At 41.3% G+C, this 16,454-nt stretch carries 10 protein-coding genes; 5 read left to right on the top strand and 5 right to left on the bottom strand.

What is annotated here, in order from left to right:
- Positions 1-34: 34 nt before the first annotated feature.
- Positions 35-1,498 carry a carbon starvation CstA family protein gene (locus tag ACZ5WS_RS18860; protein WP_464711854.1) on the bottom strand — a complete coding sequence of 488 codons (1,464 nt, stop codon included), beginning with the start codon at positions 1,496-1,498 and terminating at the stop codon, positions 35-37.
- Positions 1,499-1,847: 349 nt separating this feature from the next.
- On the opposite strand from ACZ5WS_RS18860, the gene ACZ5WS_RS18855 reads away from it, so the two are divergent.
- Positions 1,848-2,330, top strand: coding sequence for a putative 4-hydroxy-4-methyl-2-oxoglutarate aldolase (locus ACZ5WS_RS18855; RefSeq protein WP_464711852.1), 483 nt, complete (start codon positions 1,848-1,850; stop codon positions 2,328-2,330).
- A gap of 91 nt (positions 2,331-2,421) precedes the next feature.
- Here the strand turns inward: ACZ5WS_RS18855 and ACZ5WS_RS18850 are convergent, their stop codons facing one another.
- The 4 genes from ACZ5WS_RS18850 to ACZ5WS_RS18835 form a co-directional block, all read right to left on the bottom strand.
- Positions 2,422-5,052: a glycosyl hydrolase family 18 protein gene (locus ACZ5WS_RS18850; RefSeq protein ID WP_464711850.1), complete on the bottom strand. Its 2,631-nt coding sequence runs from the start codon at positions 5,050-5,052 to the stop codon at positions 2,422-2,424.
- Positions 5,053-5,117: 65 nt separating this feature from the next.
- Complete coding sequence (locus tag ACZ5WS_RS18845; protein ID WP_464711849.1) at positions 5,118-6,722, bottom strand: lytic polysaccharide monooxygenase; 1,605 nt, start codon at positions 6,720-6,722, stop codon at positions 5,118-5,120.
- Positions 6,723-6,788: 66 nt separating this feature from the next.
- The gene (locus tag ACZ5WS_RS18840) at positions 6,789-9,962 is read right to left on the bottom strand and encodes a glycosyl hydrolase family 18 protein (protein ID WP_464711847.1); all 3,174 of its coding nucleotides are present in this window, start codon (positions 9,960-9,962) and stop codon (positions 6,789-6,791) included.
- A gap of 264 nt (positions 9,963-10,226) precedes the next feature.
- Positions 10,227-12,731, bottom strand: a complete 2,505-nt coding sequence (locus tag ACZ5WS_RS18835; protein ID WP_464711845.1) for a S8 family serine peptidase — start codon at positions 12,729-12,731, stop codon at positions 10,227-10,229.
- Between the two features lie 569 nt (positions 12,732-13,300).
- Between ACZ5WS_RS18835 and ACZ5WS_RS18830 the strand changes: the two genes are divergently transcribed.
- The 4 genes from ACZ5WS_RS18830 to ACZ5WS_RS18815 are packed head-to-tail and all read left to right on the top strand — an operon-like array spanning position 13,301 to position 16,431.
- Positions 13,301-14,809 (top strand): curlin, encoded by a 1,509-nt coding sequence (locus ACZ5WS_RS18830; RefSeq protein ID WP_178956928.1) that lies wholly within the window; start codon positions 13,301-13,303, stop codon positions 14,807-14,809.
- 40 nt (positions 14,810-14,849) lie between these two features.
- Complete coding sequence (locus ACZ5WS_RS18825; protein WP_178956929.1) at positions 14,850-15,242, top strand: curli production assembly/transport protein CsgE; 393 nt, start codon at positions 14,850-14,852, stop codon at positions 15,240-15,242.
- The gene (locus tag ACZ5WS_RS18820) at positions 15,236-15,658 is read left to right on the top strand and encodes a curli assembly protein CsgF (protein WP_138605903.1); all 423 of its coding nucleotides are present in this window, start codon (positions 15,236-15,238) and stop codon (positions 15,656-15,658) included. The genes ACZ5WS_RS18825 and ACZ5WS_RS18820 overlap by 7 nt, the downstream gene beginning before the upstream one ends.
- Complete coding sequence (locus ACZ5WS_RS18815; RefSeq protein WP_138764900.1) at positions 15,658-16,431, top strand: CsgG/HfaB family protein; 774 nt, start codon at positions 15,658-15,660, stop codon at positions 16,429-16,431. Before ACZ5WS_RS18820 ends, ACZ5WS_RS18815 begins: the two co-directional genes overlap by 1 nt.
- Positions 16,432-16,454 lie beyond the last annotated feature (23 nt).

The following is a 16,454-nucleotide window of genomic DNA, read 5'->3' as shown; positions in this document are numbered from 1 at the left end:
AAAGCTCGCTTTTTACATTAATAACTATGTAGTTTTAAGCTGGATGCACTTTATGTTTTGAGTGCACAAAAGCTAATGCAATAAAGCCTATTACCGCTACCACTACACCAATAGGCTTACCTAAGTCACTTGATAAGTTTAACCCAATTGCCGCAGTCATAATGTAAGATAAGGTCACTGCGGTTGCGATCACGGCGGGTATACTAGTGATCCAATGGAATGTACCACGGTCAAATAGGTACTTGGTCGCAAGCCACAACACACTGGTAGAAAGCAGCATATTTGAAAACGCAAAATAGCGCCAAATAACAGAGAAGTCGAGCTTAGTCATAAAGTAAGCAATGGTTAAAATTGGCAGTGCTAACAACAAACGATTACGTAAACTTTGCGGAATACTAAACGCATCAACCACCGTTAAGCGCAGTGAACGGAACGCCGTATCACCTGAGGTGATAGGGAAAACAGCAACAGCAATAATAGCCATAATACCACCAAATACACCTAAGTAGCTGTTTGCAATATGGTTAACCACTAAGCCTGGACCGCCTAAATCAAGCATCGATTTTAAACCAGCGTACCCTTCTGGGAAGGCAGCAATACCAGCAAGCGCCCAAACACAACCTACAATACCTTCGCACATCATCGCGCCATAATAAACCGGGCGTACATATTTTTCGTTAGTTAAACAACGAGCAATAATAGGTGCTTGCGTTGAGTGAAAACCACTAATAGCACCACAAGTAATGGTGATAAATAGCAACGGCCAAGTAGGCAGTCCATCAGGATTTGGGGCTAAAAAGTCGTAAGCATGATCGGCTTCAAAATACGCTAAAAAGTCGCCAGCTACTGGTAAATGGGGTGCGTTGATTAACAGTGAGACTGCGATAGCAACTGTCATTACAATCATTAACAAGCCAAAAATAGGGTAAAACTTAGTGATGATTTTATCGATTGGTAATAACGTGGCTAAAAAGTAGTAAGCTAAAATAGCGAGAACCCAAAATGTATTACTAGCAAAAATGGTGCCTTCAAATGCATCTAAGTTACTCAATAATCCTGCTGGGCTCATAATAAACACTACACCAACAAAAAATAACAACATAGCAGTAAATATAAGCATAAAGCCTTTAAATACTACGTTGTAATAATGGCCTGCAATTTCAGGTAAACTTTTACCGTCTTCTTTAATACTCATTACGCCAGAGAAAAAGTCGTGTACAGCTCCACCTAAAACGTTACCAAGTACAATCCAAACCAGCGCTACTGGGCCATACAAGGCGCCAAGTATAGGACCAAATATGGGGCCTACTCCTGCAATATTCAAAAACTGAATTAAAAATGCACGAACAGGGTGAATAGCAACATAGTCAACACCTTCGCTAAAACGCTTTTGCGGAGTGTCTACGGTTGAATCTAAACCCGCTTGTTTTGCAACAAACGGGCTATAAAACTTATAGCCTAATATTAAAATAGTCAGGCAAATAAAAAAGATGATCATAAAGCACGCTTCTCTTTTTGTATGTGTTTATAGAACGCTATTTGGCGCCCCACTTTTTAAATAACAATTGAACGTAGCATATGAAAAAGTAGCCAACAATGAGACGTTTGGCTAGTGCGCTCACAAAATCAATTTTATTCGAAAAAATAAAACTAATTAACAGCATTCGTTACTCATGGAAACAGATGGAAAGCACTAAAAGTACTTATATTGCGACTAAAATCTATAAGCCAATTTGCAACAATAGCTACACCTGAGTGATTAATTAGCCTACGATAAACATTATTACTACTTTAAATTTACTTGCCTTTGCCGTACGTGGCTTTGCCAAAAAACAAGGATGCCCTCAATGACACAGTTTACTACGCCCGATTTATACGATGAACATCGCGACCATGTGCAAGTTGCTGACAGTGGCTTGCAACACTTTGGTAATAAAACTCACTTTTATGGTCAAGTAGTGACCGTCACCTGCCCTGACGACAACTCGTTTGCTGGTAACATACTGCATGAAAACGGTGAGGGAAAAGTATTGGTTGTTGATGGTTTTGCCAGTAAACGTTTTGCCTTTATTGGCGATATTATTGCAGAGCGCGCACTAATAAATGGCTGGCAGGGCATAATTATTAATGGTTGCTGTCGCGATATTGAAATTCTTGCCACACTTAATTTACCTGTGATGGCGCTAGGCGCAACTCCACGCTGCACCACTAAGCGCGGTTTAGGTGCTAAAGATCACCCGGTTAATATGTTAAACACCACAATTAATACCGGTGATTGGATATATGCTGATGTAAACGGTTTAATAATTAGCTCTAAAGCGTTATTTTAATTCCTCGTAATAGTCGTTAACAAAAAAAGCAGCTCGAAAGCTGCTTTTTTAATTTACATGGTTTTTTAAAACCCAAATTCTCAGGTTAAAATTAAAGTACTAACCATACATCGGTTGAGCCAGGTTCGTTCCCTTGAGTCCACCATTTAGCTTGGTATTTATTACCTTGATAAGAAACTTCATCACCACTGTTATAAATAGCCGTTGGCTGCCAAACTGCGACACCCGTACCATCTGTAGGTTGTGTTGTTGCTTCCCATGCACCACCTAAATCAGGACGCTCGCCTTGAGTCCACCACTTTGCTTTATATTCAACGCCGTTATAAGTAACGACATCACCACCAACGTATGCAACACTTGCATCCCAGCTTCCTGTAGGTGGATTTGTAGTATCAACGTTTGTAACTGTTACGCTAAAGCTTTGCGTTGTGGTTAATGCACCATCACTAACTGCAACAGACACGGTGAAATCTGTATCGGTATCTACAGCGCCTGCCTCAAGACTTATATTTGAACCGCTACCCACTAACGTTAAACCAGCAGGTACTGTCCACGAATACGTAAGGGTGTCGTTTTGAGCATCATCAGCCACTACAGCTACACTTGCTGATGCGCCCTCTTCAACGCTGATATTAGCGATAGCATCAACACTCGGTGCTGTGTTTTCACCCCCTGATGTTGGCGCAATAACATTAACAACAACATCACGATTAACGGTTGCTTTACCATCTGATACCGCAACGGTTGCCACATACTGCGTATCTGCAGTCACTGTTGGCGCTGTAATGACTAATGATGCACTATTTTGTCCAGATACCACCAGTGCGCTATCAACATTCCAGCTAAAGCTAAGTGGATCGTTATCTGCATCAGTTGCAGAAGCTGTTACTGTAATACTCTCGCCTGAATTAACAGATACAGATGCAGATACTGAAACAACTGGCTTTTTATTTGTTGGCGGAGCAACTACTCCTCCTAAACCATCATGCATAGCATTAAGAATATCACCATTATCCGCATCTATTTCCCAAGCAAATAAACCACCTAAATTATACTGATTAACATACGCTCCTTTAGCCAGTACTGACTTACGGCTATCATAAGTAATTAGTTTACCGGTTGAACGATTCCATACATAAGCGGCCTGTGCTTGCTCATCATAACCCACTTCAAAACCATTAATACCTGTGCCCGCAGCACCAATCATATTGGCTTTAACGCCCTTGTAATCAATAACCCCATCTTCCCATACGCCTTGTGCCGTAGAGCCTTTTAACGGGCCATTACCAGGGGCAGTCATTGGGTTACCATCAATCGCTGCATTTTGCGGGTAAACACCTTCCCAACCACGGCCATACATAGCCGTGCCGACGACGATTTTTTTCGATGGTACATTTTGCGCAAGTAATAGCTGCACTGCATTATCGGTGGTATAAGCAGGGCCTTTACGAGGTTCGCCATTTTCATCAAGCCCGGTACCGTTACATTGGCCAACACTCATGTGTTCACCACAGTAAAGTGCAGTTTGGTGACCGGTTACATTACTCCATGCGCCATAAAAGTCATAGGTCATGGCAAAAATGTAATCCATATACTGACTAGCCGCTTGGTAATCTACATCTTCAATTTTATCGTAACCTGCACCTATAGCTGAGGTTAACTCGTATGTACGACCCGTTTCTGCTTCAAGCTTATCAAGCATAGCGCGTAGTTCTTGCATTAATGCAACATAGGCTGGGCCATCGTTGATTGGATCGCCAATGTCTGGGTTGGGACCGTCACCACCTGGGAATTCCCAATCAATATCGACACCGTCATAGAATTTCCATGTTCTTAAAAACTCTTCCATTGAGGCAACAAAGGTGTCGCGGTTAGCTTTATTGGTAAAGCCACCGAATGGGTCTGATAACGTCCAACCACCTACAGATGGTAAAATTTTAATATCTGGGTAACGCTGTTTAAGCGCCATTAGCTGAGAGTAAGTACCACGGATAGGGTCTTTTGCATCAACCCCTGGCAGTGCTTTTTGTACTGCTGCCCATGGGTCGTGAATAACCACTTCGTAATCTGCAGAGCCGGCACAAGCGGTTTCAAGTGCACGTTTAGGACCACCCGATAACGATGCGTTTTCACCACAAATTGGAATAAAGCCATACAAAATATGACTCAGATTTTGTGCTGGCATATTCGTTACATCATAATCACGGCCATAAATTCCCCACTCAACAAAGTAAGCGCCTGTAACTAAACCTTGTTTGATACCAATGTCACGGTTATTTGGATCTACATCCATCGGCAATGGCGCTAAGTGGCCACCGTCAGTATCAGCAATTACAATAGGTTTGCCTGCACTACGCGCACAGGTCGTGCCACCTTCACATAGCTCAACATACATTGTATGGCGGCCTGCTTTATCATAAGGGAATGAAATAGTGCCACTTTTAGAACCAGCAGCAAGCGTGCCTTCATTCACTAGCATGTCATCAAAATATACTTTGTAGCTATCGCCACCATCACCACTCCATGCACTCCACTGAATGTTGATATTAACTTGTTCAACACGGGTAACTAGCTGCTTATAAGAGCCGTTTCCCTCAAGATCTACCTCAACAAACGAATATTGCTGTGGTTCCCAATTAATGCTTGGTGTAGACGGTGCAGCAGATGCTGTGCTTGCAAATAAAGCAACACCGATGGCTGCGCTTAGTTGTTTGATATTCATAGGTCTCTCTTATCCATTATTTATGTAATTATTTAATAAGTTTGAACTGCAAAACTTAGGCTTTATTAAAGTTTGGTCCATACATTGGCTTGCCCTGGCGTATCGCCCTGAGTCCACCATTTAGCGCGATAGCGCTGTCCTTGATACGTTACTTCTGCGCCGGCTTGGTAGGCTTTGCTAGTATTCCAAGTGGCTGCTGTGTCAGCTTTCGAGGCTGATTCCCATGCCGCTGAGGTATCTGGTTGTTGGCCTTTGTTCCACCATTTAGCGGTGTAAATAACGTTAGCAAAACGGGCTTTATCGCTGGCTTGATAGGTCTGAGTGCTTTCCCATTCAGGTACTGTTGGGTCAACCGGATCGACCACAGGTACATCGTTAACCGTGACACTAAAAGTGGTTTGGGTACTTAATTGACCATCCGATACAGATACTGCAATGGTGTAATCGGTGTTTGCTGATACCTCTGCAGTGGTTAAGTTGATGTTGGCACCAGAGCCTGTAAAGCTTAGCGGTGTAGGTACTGTCCAGCTGTAAGTTAGCTCACTTTGCTCATCATCAAAGGCATGCAGATGAATTGCTGTTGTGGTGTTTTCATCAACTACTAGGTTATCTGGGGTGTGTACAATGGGTGCGGTGTTTGTTGGCGCACCTTGCACACTCAAGGCATAGGTATAATTTGCATCGCTGCTATACACTTGATTTATGAGTACGTCGGTTGCATCAAACGTAATGTCGCCCGCTTGGTTTTGCACACCAATTTGCACTAAATGCGCGTAATCGAGGTTAAGCTGCTCAGCCAATGCTTGTTGCCAATTTGCTTGATTGTCGGCATTGATTTTAAGCTGTTGGTTGATCACCTCTTGGCCTGTTTCGTCAAATAATCGCGCCCATACGATGTCGCCTGCAATAGCATTTTGCCCTTGGCGAACAAAGTAACCGACGCTAGTCAACGAATTTGGATCAGTTGGGCCTGCGTCATTTACTATGTTGATGTCGCTACAGTTATAAAAGCCTTCACCAACCACATCATTACGTTGCCAACGGCTATATAAAATAGCCTCGCCGCTGCGGTCTTGCGGAATTGCAACATTCATTTCATAGTAGCGTTTACCATCGGGGTCTTTAACGACCTCAATGTTGTCGTGCTCTTGCACTAGCTGTAAGTCTTGCCAAGTTAGTACGTCAGTTGCGCTATTGAAGCTTGGCTTGGTAATGTAAAACTGCCAAAAGCTTGGGTTGTGCGGGGTTGATGCAAGATAACGTATTTGAATATCACCATTGGCATTGGGTACTACATCACTGCGCTGCCAATGTGGTGATGGTAAATCCATACCCCGTTTGGCTGTATCGCCACCAGCACATAAAGTGCCGTTTGGTACACTGGCCTCAACTGCGGTTTGATTTAAATAGTCAGGAGTATTAACCGAAAATTCAATCGCTTGTACAAACTGCACCGTGCCCGATTCTAAATATGCGGCTCGACACGCAAGGTTAGGAATATTTGTGCCGTCTTCAGGCCACCAGTATCCGCCATCAACTTGACAAATTGCTTGGCGCGCTTTAGGGCTATCCATATAACCATGTGCTTGCACTTGCGGTGCTAGTGTACTGAGTAGTAAACCACTAGTAATTGCAGATAGCGTAATCGTGTTAAATTTAATTGATGCCATTATTTTATCCTTTATTAGACTCAATACATGGGGTAAGCTCAGGCCTACCCCTCATTGTTTTGTAAATTACAGGCTACAACTTAAGGTCCAATCTGCTGTTGCACCCGGCTCAGAGGTTGTCCACCACTTGGCTTTATAAACTACGTTGTTATGCACCATTAGATCGCCGCCAGCAGCATGACTTGGGTTGCCCGCCCAGTCTGTTTGAGGGAAGTTTGGATAAACAGGAATCGTGGCTATATCAACTCCTTCACACGTACCTACAGGGTCACCGCCACCGTTATCTGGATTGCCCGTGCCATCACCCGGTGTTGCATCTGGTAGCATTGGGTATTCAGCTTTGAATGCATAAGTTTTTCCATCTTTTTCAATGGTAAAGTTGCTAGGCCCAGTGATTGGCATGTAGTACATCACTTGTGCATTCACAGTTGCACCAGCGCTAAAGTCTTTTGGTTGACCGCCCCATTCATTGTTCAGTGTGATTGAGAAACGGTGGAACTCGTTCTCAAAACCGCCAATATTATTACCCGCTGCGTTCGAGCCATTTACTTCTACTGCCATGCCCAGTTTTTCTTGTGCATTCCAGTTAGATTTAAAAATAGCGGAAGTTGATACCGGCACATCAAATGAAATTTTTGCACCACTTAAATCAAGACTTGAGTTATTAGTAAATGCAAACGTTGGGCTGATTGGGTAATTATCATCACCAATTGGGAAGTCTTTTGCTGTAAATGTGATATCTACGGCTTCGGCAGGCACTGTGAAGTTTGGATTTCCGCCATGTACATCATATGCAACACCGCTTTGATTAAACTTATCGTATGCAAGTGAAGTAAGCGTTGACCCCATGAAGTACTCGCCTTTGGCTGAGTCATAGTCAAAGTCACCTGCCAGCTCCCAGAACATGATACCGCCAAGACCATTGTTGATAACGTAATCAACCTTTGTTGCCATTGACTCTTCATCTTCTATCGAGAGGAATACTTTTTTATCTGCGTTCCATAACCAAGGTGCAACGGCAACGCTGTCATAGTGACGAGTATAAGTACCTGTTAAGCGGTCATCGGCGTCGGTATCAGGTGTTAAGCCATACACGCCTAAATACGAGCCAACAATGCCGTTTTCAAGGTTTTTAACATGCCATAAAGGGTTTGAACCTGCTGGCATTTCTTGGCCTGCATCGTTCTTATCATGCCAAAGGTTATCGATACCTAGTGCACCATTACCGCATTTGTTTTTCTCACCTACGCCAGTACCTTTAGCGCAATCAGCTTGGTTTGGTAGTGCCGCTTGGCCCCATAAACCGTTTGTTCCACCTGATACATCTTTAAAGCCACGGGTGTAATAAGGCAAACCAATATTGATTCGACCCGCTGACATCGCACCACGGAAGTAACGCACTGCCCAATCAGTATTTAAATACCCAATGCCTTCAAACTCTTTGGTGCCGTATACATTCCATTGCGCAAGCTCTGAGTCTAACCCAGTATCAAATAATGCCGCGTTGTGACCTACGTGCGAGTTCCATGCGCCATGTAAGTCATAAGACATGATATTTACATAATCGAGATATTGAACCGCTTGGAAGGTTTCCATACCGCGCAGTAAATAGCCCGACGAAGGCGATGCAATCGTGAGTAAATAATGCTTACCCGCAGCTTCACCTGCACGGTCTAGCTCTTCACGTACTTTTTTCATTAGCACTTGGTATGAGGCATTTAAACCACCACGACGTGCATTAGAAATTGGGAAGTCATCAGGGTGGCCTGAGTCATTCATTGATGATGGGTATTCGTAATCAATATCAACACCATCAAAGCCATATTTTTCAATAAACTCAACTGCACTTTGCGCAAATGCATTGATACCTGCATGGTTAACTGAACCATCAGCATTGGTGGTCATGGTGTAAAAACCACCGCTTGCAACACGGCCTGTTTCATCAAAGTAACCGCCGGTTTCAGCCCAACCGCCTACAGATATGAGTGTTTTTACATCTGGATGTTGTTTTTTGTATTTGTTTAACAGGTTAAAGTGACCTTTGTAGTTAAACTCTGGGTCCATTTCAGCGCCAACTACGCCCGGCCATTCCATATTAGTAGCAGGATTATTTACTGAAGCAGGATCGCCAATAGATACTTTGTTGTTCGCATCAACATGGGCAAATGCATAGTTGATGTGGGTGATTTTATCCCACGGAATATCGTTTACTAAATAGCTGGGTTGACCATTAGCGCCATTACGCCAGCTAGTAAAGTATCCAATTACACGGCGTGGATGATCTGGGCCCATGATCTCGCGACCATTTGCGTCATAAATCGTACAGTAAGGCGTGTTTACACCGGGAGTTTGATATAAACCTTGGGGACGACAGTCAGTGCCCGTAACTGGGCCTGTATTTTCATCAACAACCGTTAATACTTTTGTTACTTGCGCTGTTGCACCGTCGTTATCGGTCACCGTTAGGGTGAAAGTTGCCTGACCAAGTGCCGTTGCTTGCCATGCAAAACTGCTCGCTGGTGAGCTTGATTGATGAACATCCACCCCGTTTGCTGCAAAGCTCAGAGCCGTTACTTGGCCATCACTATCAGTTCCAGAAAGTGCAAACACCACCTGCGAACCAACAACCAGTTGATCCGGAAGCGTGCTAAATGAAATAGCGGCAACAGGTACTTGATTAACAGGGTCAACAACTACTGAATCACTAACGTTCAGCGTATTAACAACTTCTGCAGAGTTCGCTCCTTCATCGTCTGTTGCTACCGCGCTAATTTGATGTTCGCCCGTGATAGCTTGCCAGTTAACACTGAACGGCGCAGTGTTATCAACCGCTATGGAAATGCCGTCGACAAAAAACTCTACACCTGCAACCGAGCCATCTGAATCAGTTGCTTGCGCCAAAATGACAACGTTGTCTTTATCGTTAAATAAAGAACCATTCCCAGGTGTGATCTCAGTAATTATAGGCGACTGATTATCATTGACAGCGCTGTCACACGCGCCCAAAAGTAACCATTCTTGATATTGACCGGTATTCTCCAAAGGGTTTGCTTGTGTCCACCACTTGGCTTCATACGCATTATTTTGTGCCTTTACTTGGCTTCCTGCTGTATGAGTTTGCCCTAACTCCCATGTCGTCAATGTACTGCAGTCTATTGATGCATATACATTTAAACTAAATGCACTTAGTGATAAGACACTTAATTTAAGGGCATTATTTATTATTTTCCGTGAGCTCATTAGCTCCTCCGCTTAGTGTGTTAAGAAATGCTATTGTCAGTTTCCATTTATGAAACTAGCATGAACAAAGTAAATATCAAGTAAATAAAGTGTAATTAATAAACAAAATAGATATAAATTGATTAATTAATAATATGAGGCTAGTGATTTATAACTACTATAAAAACAATTAAAATACCAAGTTCAATTAATAACATTTATTAATTGGGCATTAAAAAGCCCAGTGAAACTGGGCTTGGTTTACATTAGGAATGTATATTTTGCTTAATTAAATGAAACCGTAACAATATTCGAACATACGTTCTCAGAAACACATAACTTATAGTTATACGTTGATAATCTTGCGTTACGAACGTAGTCACGGTAACGGCCATTATCTGATACGGTATCTACTAGTTCGCCATTTCGGTATAAGCTAAGTGACTCAGCACCCACTTCTTCCCAGTTTAGCTCTACACGCATAGTATCAAGACGTGACTTATTAGCGCGTTTTAGAGTCAACTCAATTTCAACATCACTTACAACGACTGTTTGTGTGAATGTATCTGAGTTGTTTTCACTATCTGTTACAGTTAGTTCAACTTCATAACTACCTGATTCAGCGTAGGCATGAACAGGGTTTGCATCAGTTGAAGTTGCGCCGTCACCAAAGTTCCAGCTCCACTGTGAAATGTCATCATTAACATCACGGCTTGTATCTGTAAATGTAGCAGTTAAACCTTGTGCTGAAACATTAAAGCCGGCTTCTGGTGGTTGTGGACTTACTTCACCAATAGCACTAAATGTAAGTGACCAACCATTGATATTACCCGTATCTGCGCCTGCTGTATCTTCAACATTAAGTGTCCAATCTCCAGTCGCTACCTCAGAATTAAATACCGTTGATGTAAATGACTTCACAATGTCGTCGTCACTGCCACCTTCATTGCTTTGTAAAGTAACCTCTGTACCTTGTGCTGAAATAAGTGTAAGCACTAAGTCACCAGACCAAGTATGCGTAATGTCTACATCAGCCGTGGTACCAAAGATAGTTAAATCATCGGCCACAGTAATAACAGAGCTTGCACCTTCAGGTGAGTTATCCGGAATCTCAACGCGTTCATTACTACTGTAAGTAAAGTCGTTCAAACCAGCAGGTTGCAGCATTAAGCTTACTGTTTGATCTTTAACTTGCTCGTCTGTTGAAGCAGTTACAGTAAAGTCATAATTACCCCACTGAGTATCGCTATTAGTTGCTACCGTTAATACAACCTCATCACCTGGACGAGCTGTAGTTGCGCTTAGTGATGCGTCAGTAAGATCAGCAGCCAAAGCAAGTGAAACGTCACCATCCCATTGTGCAACTGAACCAATTGTAAAGGTATAGGTAACCGTATCACCAACTGTTGCTTGTTGAGAAACAGGTGATACTGATAATTTAAACCCAGGAGTTGGATCAGCATCAATGACTGCTTGGTTAACATTTAGACGTGTACCTGCAACCGTTTTACCATTTAATGCCGCATTAGCATCACCACTAGACATAAGTAACTCTTTAAGCTCTAGTGATGTTAGATCTGGATTTACTGACAATACAAGTGCAGCAGCACCAGCTACATGTGGTGTTGCCATTGATGTGCCAGAATAGCTTGCATAACCGCCACCTGGAATGGTTGATAAAATAGCACTACCTGGTGCGCCCATATCAACACTGGTTAAACCCCATTGTGAAAAGCCAGACATATTGTCGCGACTATCAGTACTTGCAATAGATAATACATTGTCATTTTCATAATTAGATGGGTAATGAGGATTTACATCGTTGTCTACCGCATCATTACCAGCAGCAGCTACAAATAAAATATCAGCTTGTTCACTGGCAGTAATCGCATCAGCAAGTGCTTGGCTATAACCACCACCGCCCCAGCTATTGTTTAATACACGAAGGTTAACACCTGAGTTTTTAAGGCCTACCATGTAGTCAATACATTTAATAGCGCCAGATGTAGAACCTGTACCATCTGCAGCTAAAAACTTACAACCTGCAATAGATACATCATGGTTTACACCAACAATACCAACACCATTGTTACCACTGGCACCAATTGTACCTGATACATGTGTACCGTGGCCTTCGTCATCCATTGGGTCGCCAGCATCGGTAATCGCGTTAATACCGTGTACGTCATCAATATAACCGTTGCCGTCATTATCGATACCATCTCCAGCAATCTCACCGCTATTTACCCACGCATTCGCAGCTAAATCAGGATGGCTATAATCTACACCAGTATCAATAACACCTACAACAATATCACGGCTACCAGTTGAAATTGACCAAGCCTCAGGTGCATCAATATCTGCATCAACCGTACCACCAGTTTGGCCTTCGTTATTTAAGCCCCATAAATCTTCAAAGCGAGGATCGTTTGGTATGCTTGCAATACTCACACGATAATCAGGCTCAACATACTCAATGGCTTGATGAGATTTTAAGCGCTCAATGGCTTCTTTAGCACTCATTCCTGATACTTTGAATTTAGCAAGGCGACCAGAAAACAACGAAGTAAAATTATCATCAATTTCATCGTTATTAGAATCTGAGATTTTTGCTTTAACTAACGAACGGGCTTGCTTACGCATTTCCGGCGAAGCATTCTTTTTATATTTAACAATAATTGAGTCACTACTCGCAGTAACTTTTTGAGTCGTACTGTTTACATCAGGCAATTTCGCCGCAGCTAAACAAGGTAAAAGTGCAAGTGTAATAATAGATAATTTTGTTTTCATCGTTTTATCCGTAATTAAGTTAACTTAGCTGTACTAAGTGGAAAATTTACGTATAAGAATTTAAGCAATCACGTGGCAAGTGCTAAGAAAACGGTTAAACAGCGACTAACTCAAGTAAAAAAACAAAATAAGGTACAAAATCATTACTTTTAACTAGAAATACAGTGATAAAAACATAAAAAACATCCATTTTAATGAGCTAAACTCATTAATTTTAACATACCATTAACTCATTATTTTTTATTGGATTTTAGTGAGAAATAAATATAAATCCAAAATTCAATTTCAAGTCATTGAAACTAAACAGCTTTAAATACCATTAAAAAAGATGATTCAAAATAGGTTCATTGAAGAATACAGTGACTGAGCAGTTATGAAGTAGATAACAGTAAACATACTGTTCAAGCACTGAAAGCTAGATTCTACATTCATGATTAAAACCGCACCTTACGTTTAAGAATAAAAGTTAATCACACATTTAACAGCACGGCATGCTGTAACGACAAACACCTTATTAAAACTTAATAAACAACCAAGGTGTTTAATTTTGCATTTCAAGGAGAATAATAATGAAATTGAATAAATCACTTTTAAGCTGTGCTATTGCAATTGCAATGGGCGCAAGCTTTACAGCAAACGCAACTACAGAATCAAAAGCGGGTTCAACTTCTGAGCTTGCATCTAAAGTATCTGTAAGTAGCATTGAAAATGCCGTAACAGTTAAACAGTCATTTTCTGATAATACAGCATTAGTATCTCAAGATGGGGATGGCAATACTGCACTAGCTACTGAAGTCGGTAACAATAACGATGTTAAAATAGCTCAATTACAAAATGGTAATTACGCCGAAGTTGAAACAACGGGTGATAACAACCAACAGACTTATGCGCAAGATGGTATCGCTAATGGTTTTATTACTCGTATTACGGGTGATCATAACGGCGTTTATGTTTCTCAATTAGGCCAAGGATTATTCCAGAATAATGAAGCAATCAATATTATCACCGGTAGCGACAATAATATTGACGTAGAACAAGGTGATGGCGGCCATTGGTTTTACAACATGGACATGAGAGGTAACGGCAACGAAATTATTTCATCTCAGTCAGGTATGTGGCAAGAGTTTGAAATACTTAGCTTATCTGGTGATGAAAACATCATTGAAATTGAACAAACAGACACGTGGAATGAATTTAAAATAGAGTCATTACGTGGCAACGAAAATGAAATTGATGTTAGCCAAGATGGCTCACGCAACATTGTTACATTCACTGATATAGCTGGTGATGCAAACGAAATAGCTATTGAACAAAGCAGCGGTGATAACAATACGATTACTTTTGCAGCCGTTACTGGCAATGATAATGAAATAAAACTAGACCAAGAAGGTTCAGATAATGCTATTGAGTCTGGTCTTTTTGACGGTTCATTCAACGAAGTAACAGTTAATCAAGTTGGTGATGAGAACCTTGCAACAACTGAGCTAATGGGCGATAACAATGAGCTTACAGCAATGCAAGTTGGTAACACTAATGAAGTATACATGGGTGTAATTGGATCAAATAATGAATTTACAGTAACTCAAGTTAGTAATTCCAGCTCGGTTCATTTAGCTAATTTTAATGGTAATGGCAATGATGTTGACCTTAGCCAATCAGGTGGTGATGAAAACGCAATTTTAGTGCAGTCTTCATACCCTGATGTCTCACTTACATCAAACGATAACGATATTGATGTTAATCAAGTCGGTAACCAAAACGAAGCCATTGTTACACTAGCGGGTGTTCTTGATAGTAATGCAAACCAAATTGATATCGCTCAAAATGGTGATATCAACGTTATTGACTTAATGGTAGAGGGCAGTAATCACTCTATTGATATTGCACAACAAGGTGAGGGAAACTGGGTAGGTGGAACGGGAGATTCAGCGCTTTTACTAGGTGGTGAAAACGTTTCATTCTCTGTTACTCAAACAGGTAATTACAATACTGTTGAAGGTAACGTAATTGGCTTTAACAGTACATTCTCTGTCACGCAAATCGGTGATGGTAACACTGCAACAATTACACAAATGTAATTGATGAGAAAGGGAGAGTAACCCTCTCCCTTATTTAACTATGAAAAATAATAAATATAACTATTTTTTTATACTTTTAACTCTTTTTATTCCTTGTAGTAATGCCAGTGATGATCTAGAAATCGATGGATTACTTCTAAACAAAAGTATTAGCCGCTTTGGGTATCAATTTTATAGTGAATTTTCAAACTATTGGCGCGAATTCCCCTCAACAGCAGGCTTCAATGTAGAAATAAAAGAAACGGTTATACCCCGTGCTGGCACCAAATTAGTATTAATAATGAATAATAAGATAATTTATGCAACCCACTTGGGACGAAAGCTAGAGCCTTTGGACGAGCGGGTAGAGCAAGCAGTACATTCTGTAATGGACGCAATGGCGCGATCGAATATGCAAACAGCGAGTCCTGACATGGCATTGAACGGATGGTAACAATGAAAAAAATAGTATTAACAATAATAACGACTTTAAGCTTTTCAGTCTCCGCAACTGAAATTATTTACACCCCTATTAACCCGAGCTTTGGCGGCAACCCTCTCAATGCCAATATGCTGCTTAGTAAGGCACAAGCACAAAATAAGCATAAAGCGCCTGTGATCGAAAAAGGGTATGCAGAGCAATTTCAGGATTCATTAGAGCGAACATACTTAAATAGGATGGTGAGAGAAATCACCGACATGGCTTTTGGCGAAAATATTGAAGACAGTGTTTTTAACCAAGATTCAATATTTATGAGTGGTGATTATCAAATAGAAGTAATCACCAGTACAACCGATACTATCACGGTTAGAATAACAAATATAATTGATGACTCGGTTGTGGTTATCGAAGTACCGAGGTTTGGATAATGTATAAAGTAATTATAATAACAATCGCTCTTTCTCTTAGTGGTTGCTCTACTATGGGTAATTTAATTCCCCCATCAAAACAAAGTGCGGTAACGTTAGAGCCAACAGATGTTTTTTCTGACTTAAAAAGCTTACCTAAACCTGCGGGTAGCATTCCAGTTTCGGTTTATTCATTTCGCGATCAAACCGGTCAATATAAACCACAAACTAATGTTAGCTCGTTTTCAACGGCCGTCACTCAAGGTGCAAACTCTATTTTAGTGCAAGCATTACATGAGTCTGACTGGTTTACGCCGGTTGAACGTGAGGGTTTACAAAACATTTTGACTGAGCGAAAAATTATTAGAGCGGCACAAGCGACTAACCCTAATCAGAGCGAGCTTCCGCCATTAACCACCGCAAAAATTATTTTAGAAGGTGGCATAATTAGCTACGATACCAATGTAAAAACTGGCGGATTAGGAATGGAATACTTTGGGATTGGTGCCTCAGAGCTATATCGTGAAGATGCAATTTCAATTTATTTGCGTGCAGTCGATGTAAGAACTGGCCAAGTACTATTATCAGTAGCCACCAGCAAAAAAGTATTGAGCCAAGAAATGCGAGCAGGCTTCTTTAGATATGTTAGTTACAAACGTTTAGCCGAAGCCGAAGCTGGATTTAGTGATAACGAACCTATGAGTATTTGTGTGACACAAGCCATAGAAAAAGCGCTTACTGATTTAATTACTAAAGGCATAGATCGGGGACTTTGGGCTAAAAAACAAGCTTAAAAAATAAAAGGCTATGCAAATAG

This window comes from Pseudoalteromonas sp. 11L1, assembly GCF_055397545.1.
The sequence above is the reverse complement of the archived record's forward strand: the minus strand, read 5'-3'. Positions and strand labels throughout refer to the sequence as shown.

Coding starts and splice junctions, on each gene's coding strand:
- ACZ5WS_RS18860 (WP_464711854.1), bottom strand. CDS start 1,498: ATGATCATCTTTTTTATTTGCCTGACTATTTTAATATTAGGCTATAAG.
- ACZ5WS_RS18855 (WP_464711852.1), top strand. CDS start 1,848: ATGACACAGTTTACTACGCCCGATTTATACGATGAACATCGCGACCAT.
- ACZ5WS_RS18850 (WP_464711850.1), bottom strand. CDS start 5,052: ATGAATATCAAACAACTAAGCGCAGCCATCGGTGTTGCTTTATTTGCA.
- ACZ5WS_RS18845 (WP_464711849.1), bottom strand. CDS start 6,722: ATGGCATCAATTAAATTTAACACGATTACGCTATCTGCAATTACTAGT.
- ACZ5WS_RS18840 (WP_464711847.1), bottom strand. CDS start 9,962: ATGAGCTCACGGAAAATAATAAATAATGCCCTTAAATTAAGTGTCTTA.
- ACZ5WS_RS18835 (WP_464711845.1), bottom strand. CDS start 12,731: ATGAAAACAAAATTATCTATTATTACACTTGCACTTTTACCTTGTTTA.
- ACZ5WS_RS18830 (WP_178956928.1), top strand. CDS start 13,301: ATGAAATTGAATAAATCACTTTTAAGCTGTGCTATTGCAATTGCAATG.
- ACZ5WS_RS18825 (WP_178956929.1), top strand. CDS start 14,850: ATGAAAAATAATAAATATAACTATTTTTTTATACTTTTAACTCTTTTT.
- ACZ5WS_RS18820 (WP_138605903.1), top strand. CDS start 15,236: ATGGTAACAATGAAAAAAATAGTATTAACAATAATAACGACTTTAAGC.
- ACZ5WS_RS18815 (WP_138764900.1), top strand. CDS start 15,658: ATGTATAAAGTAATTATAATAACAATCGCTCTTTCTCTTAGTGGTTGC.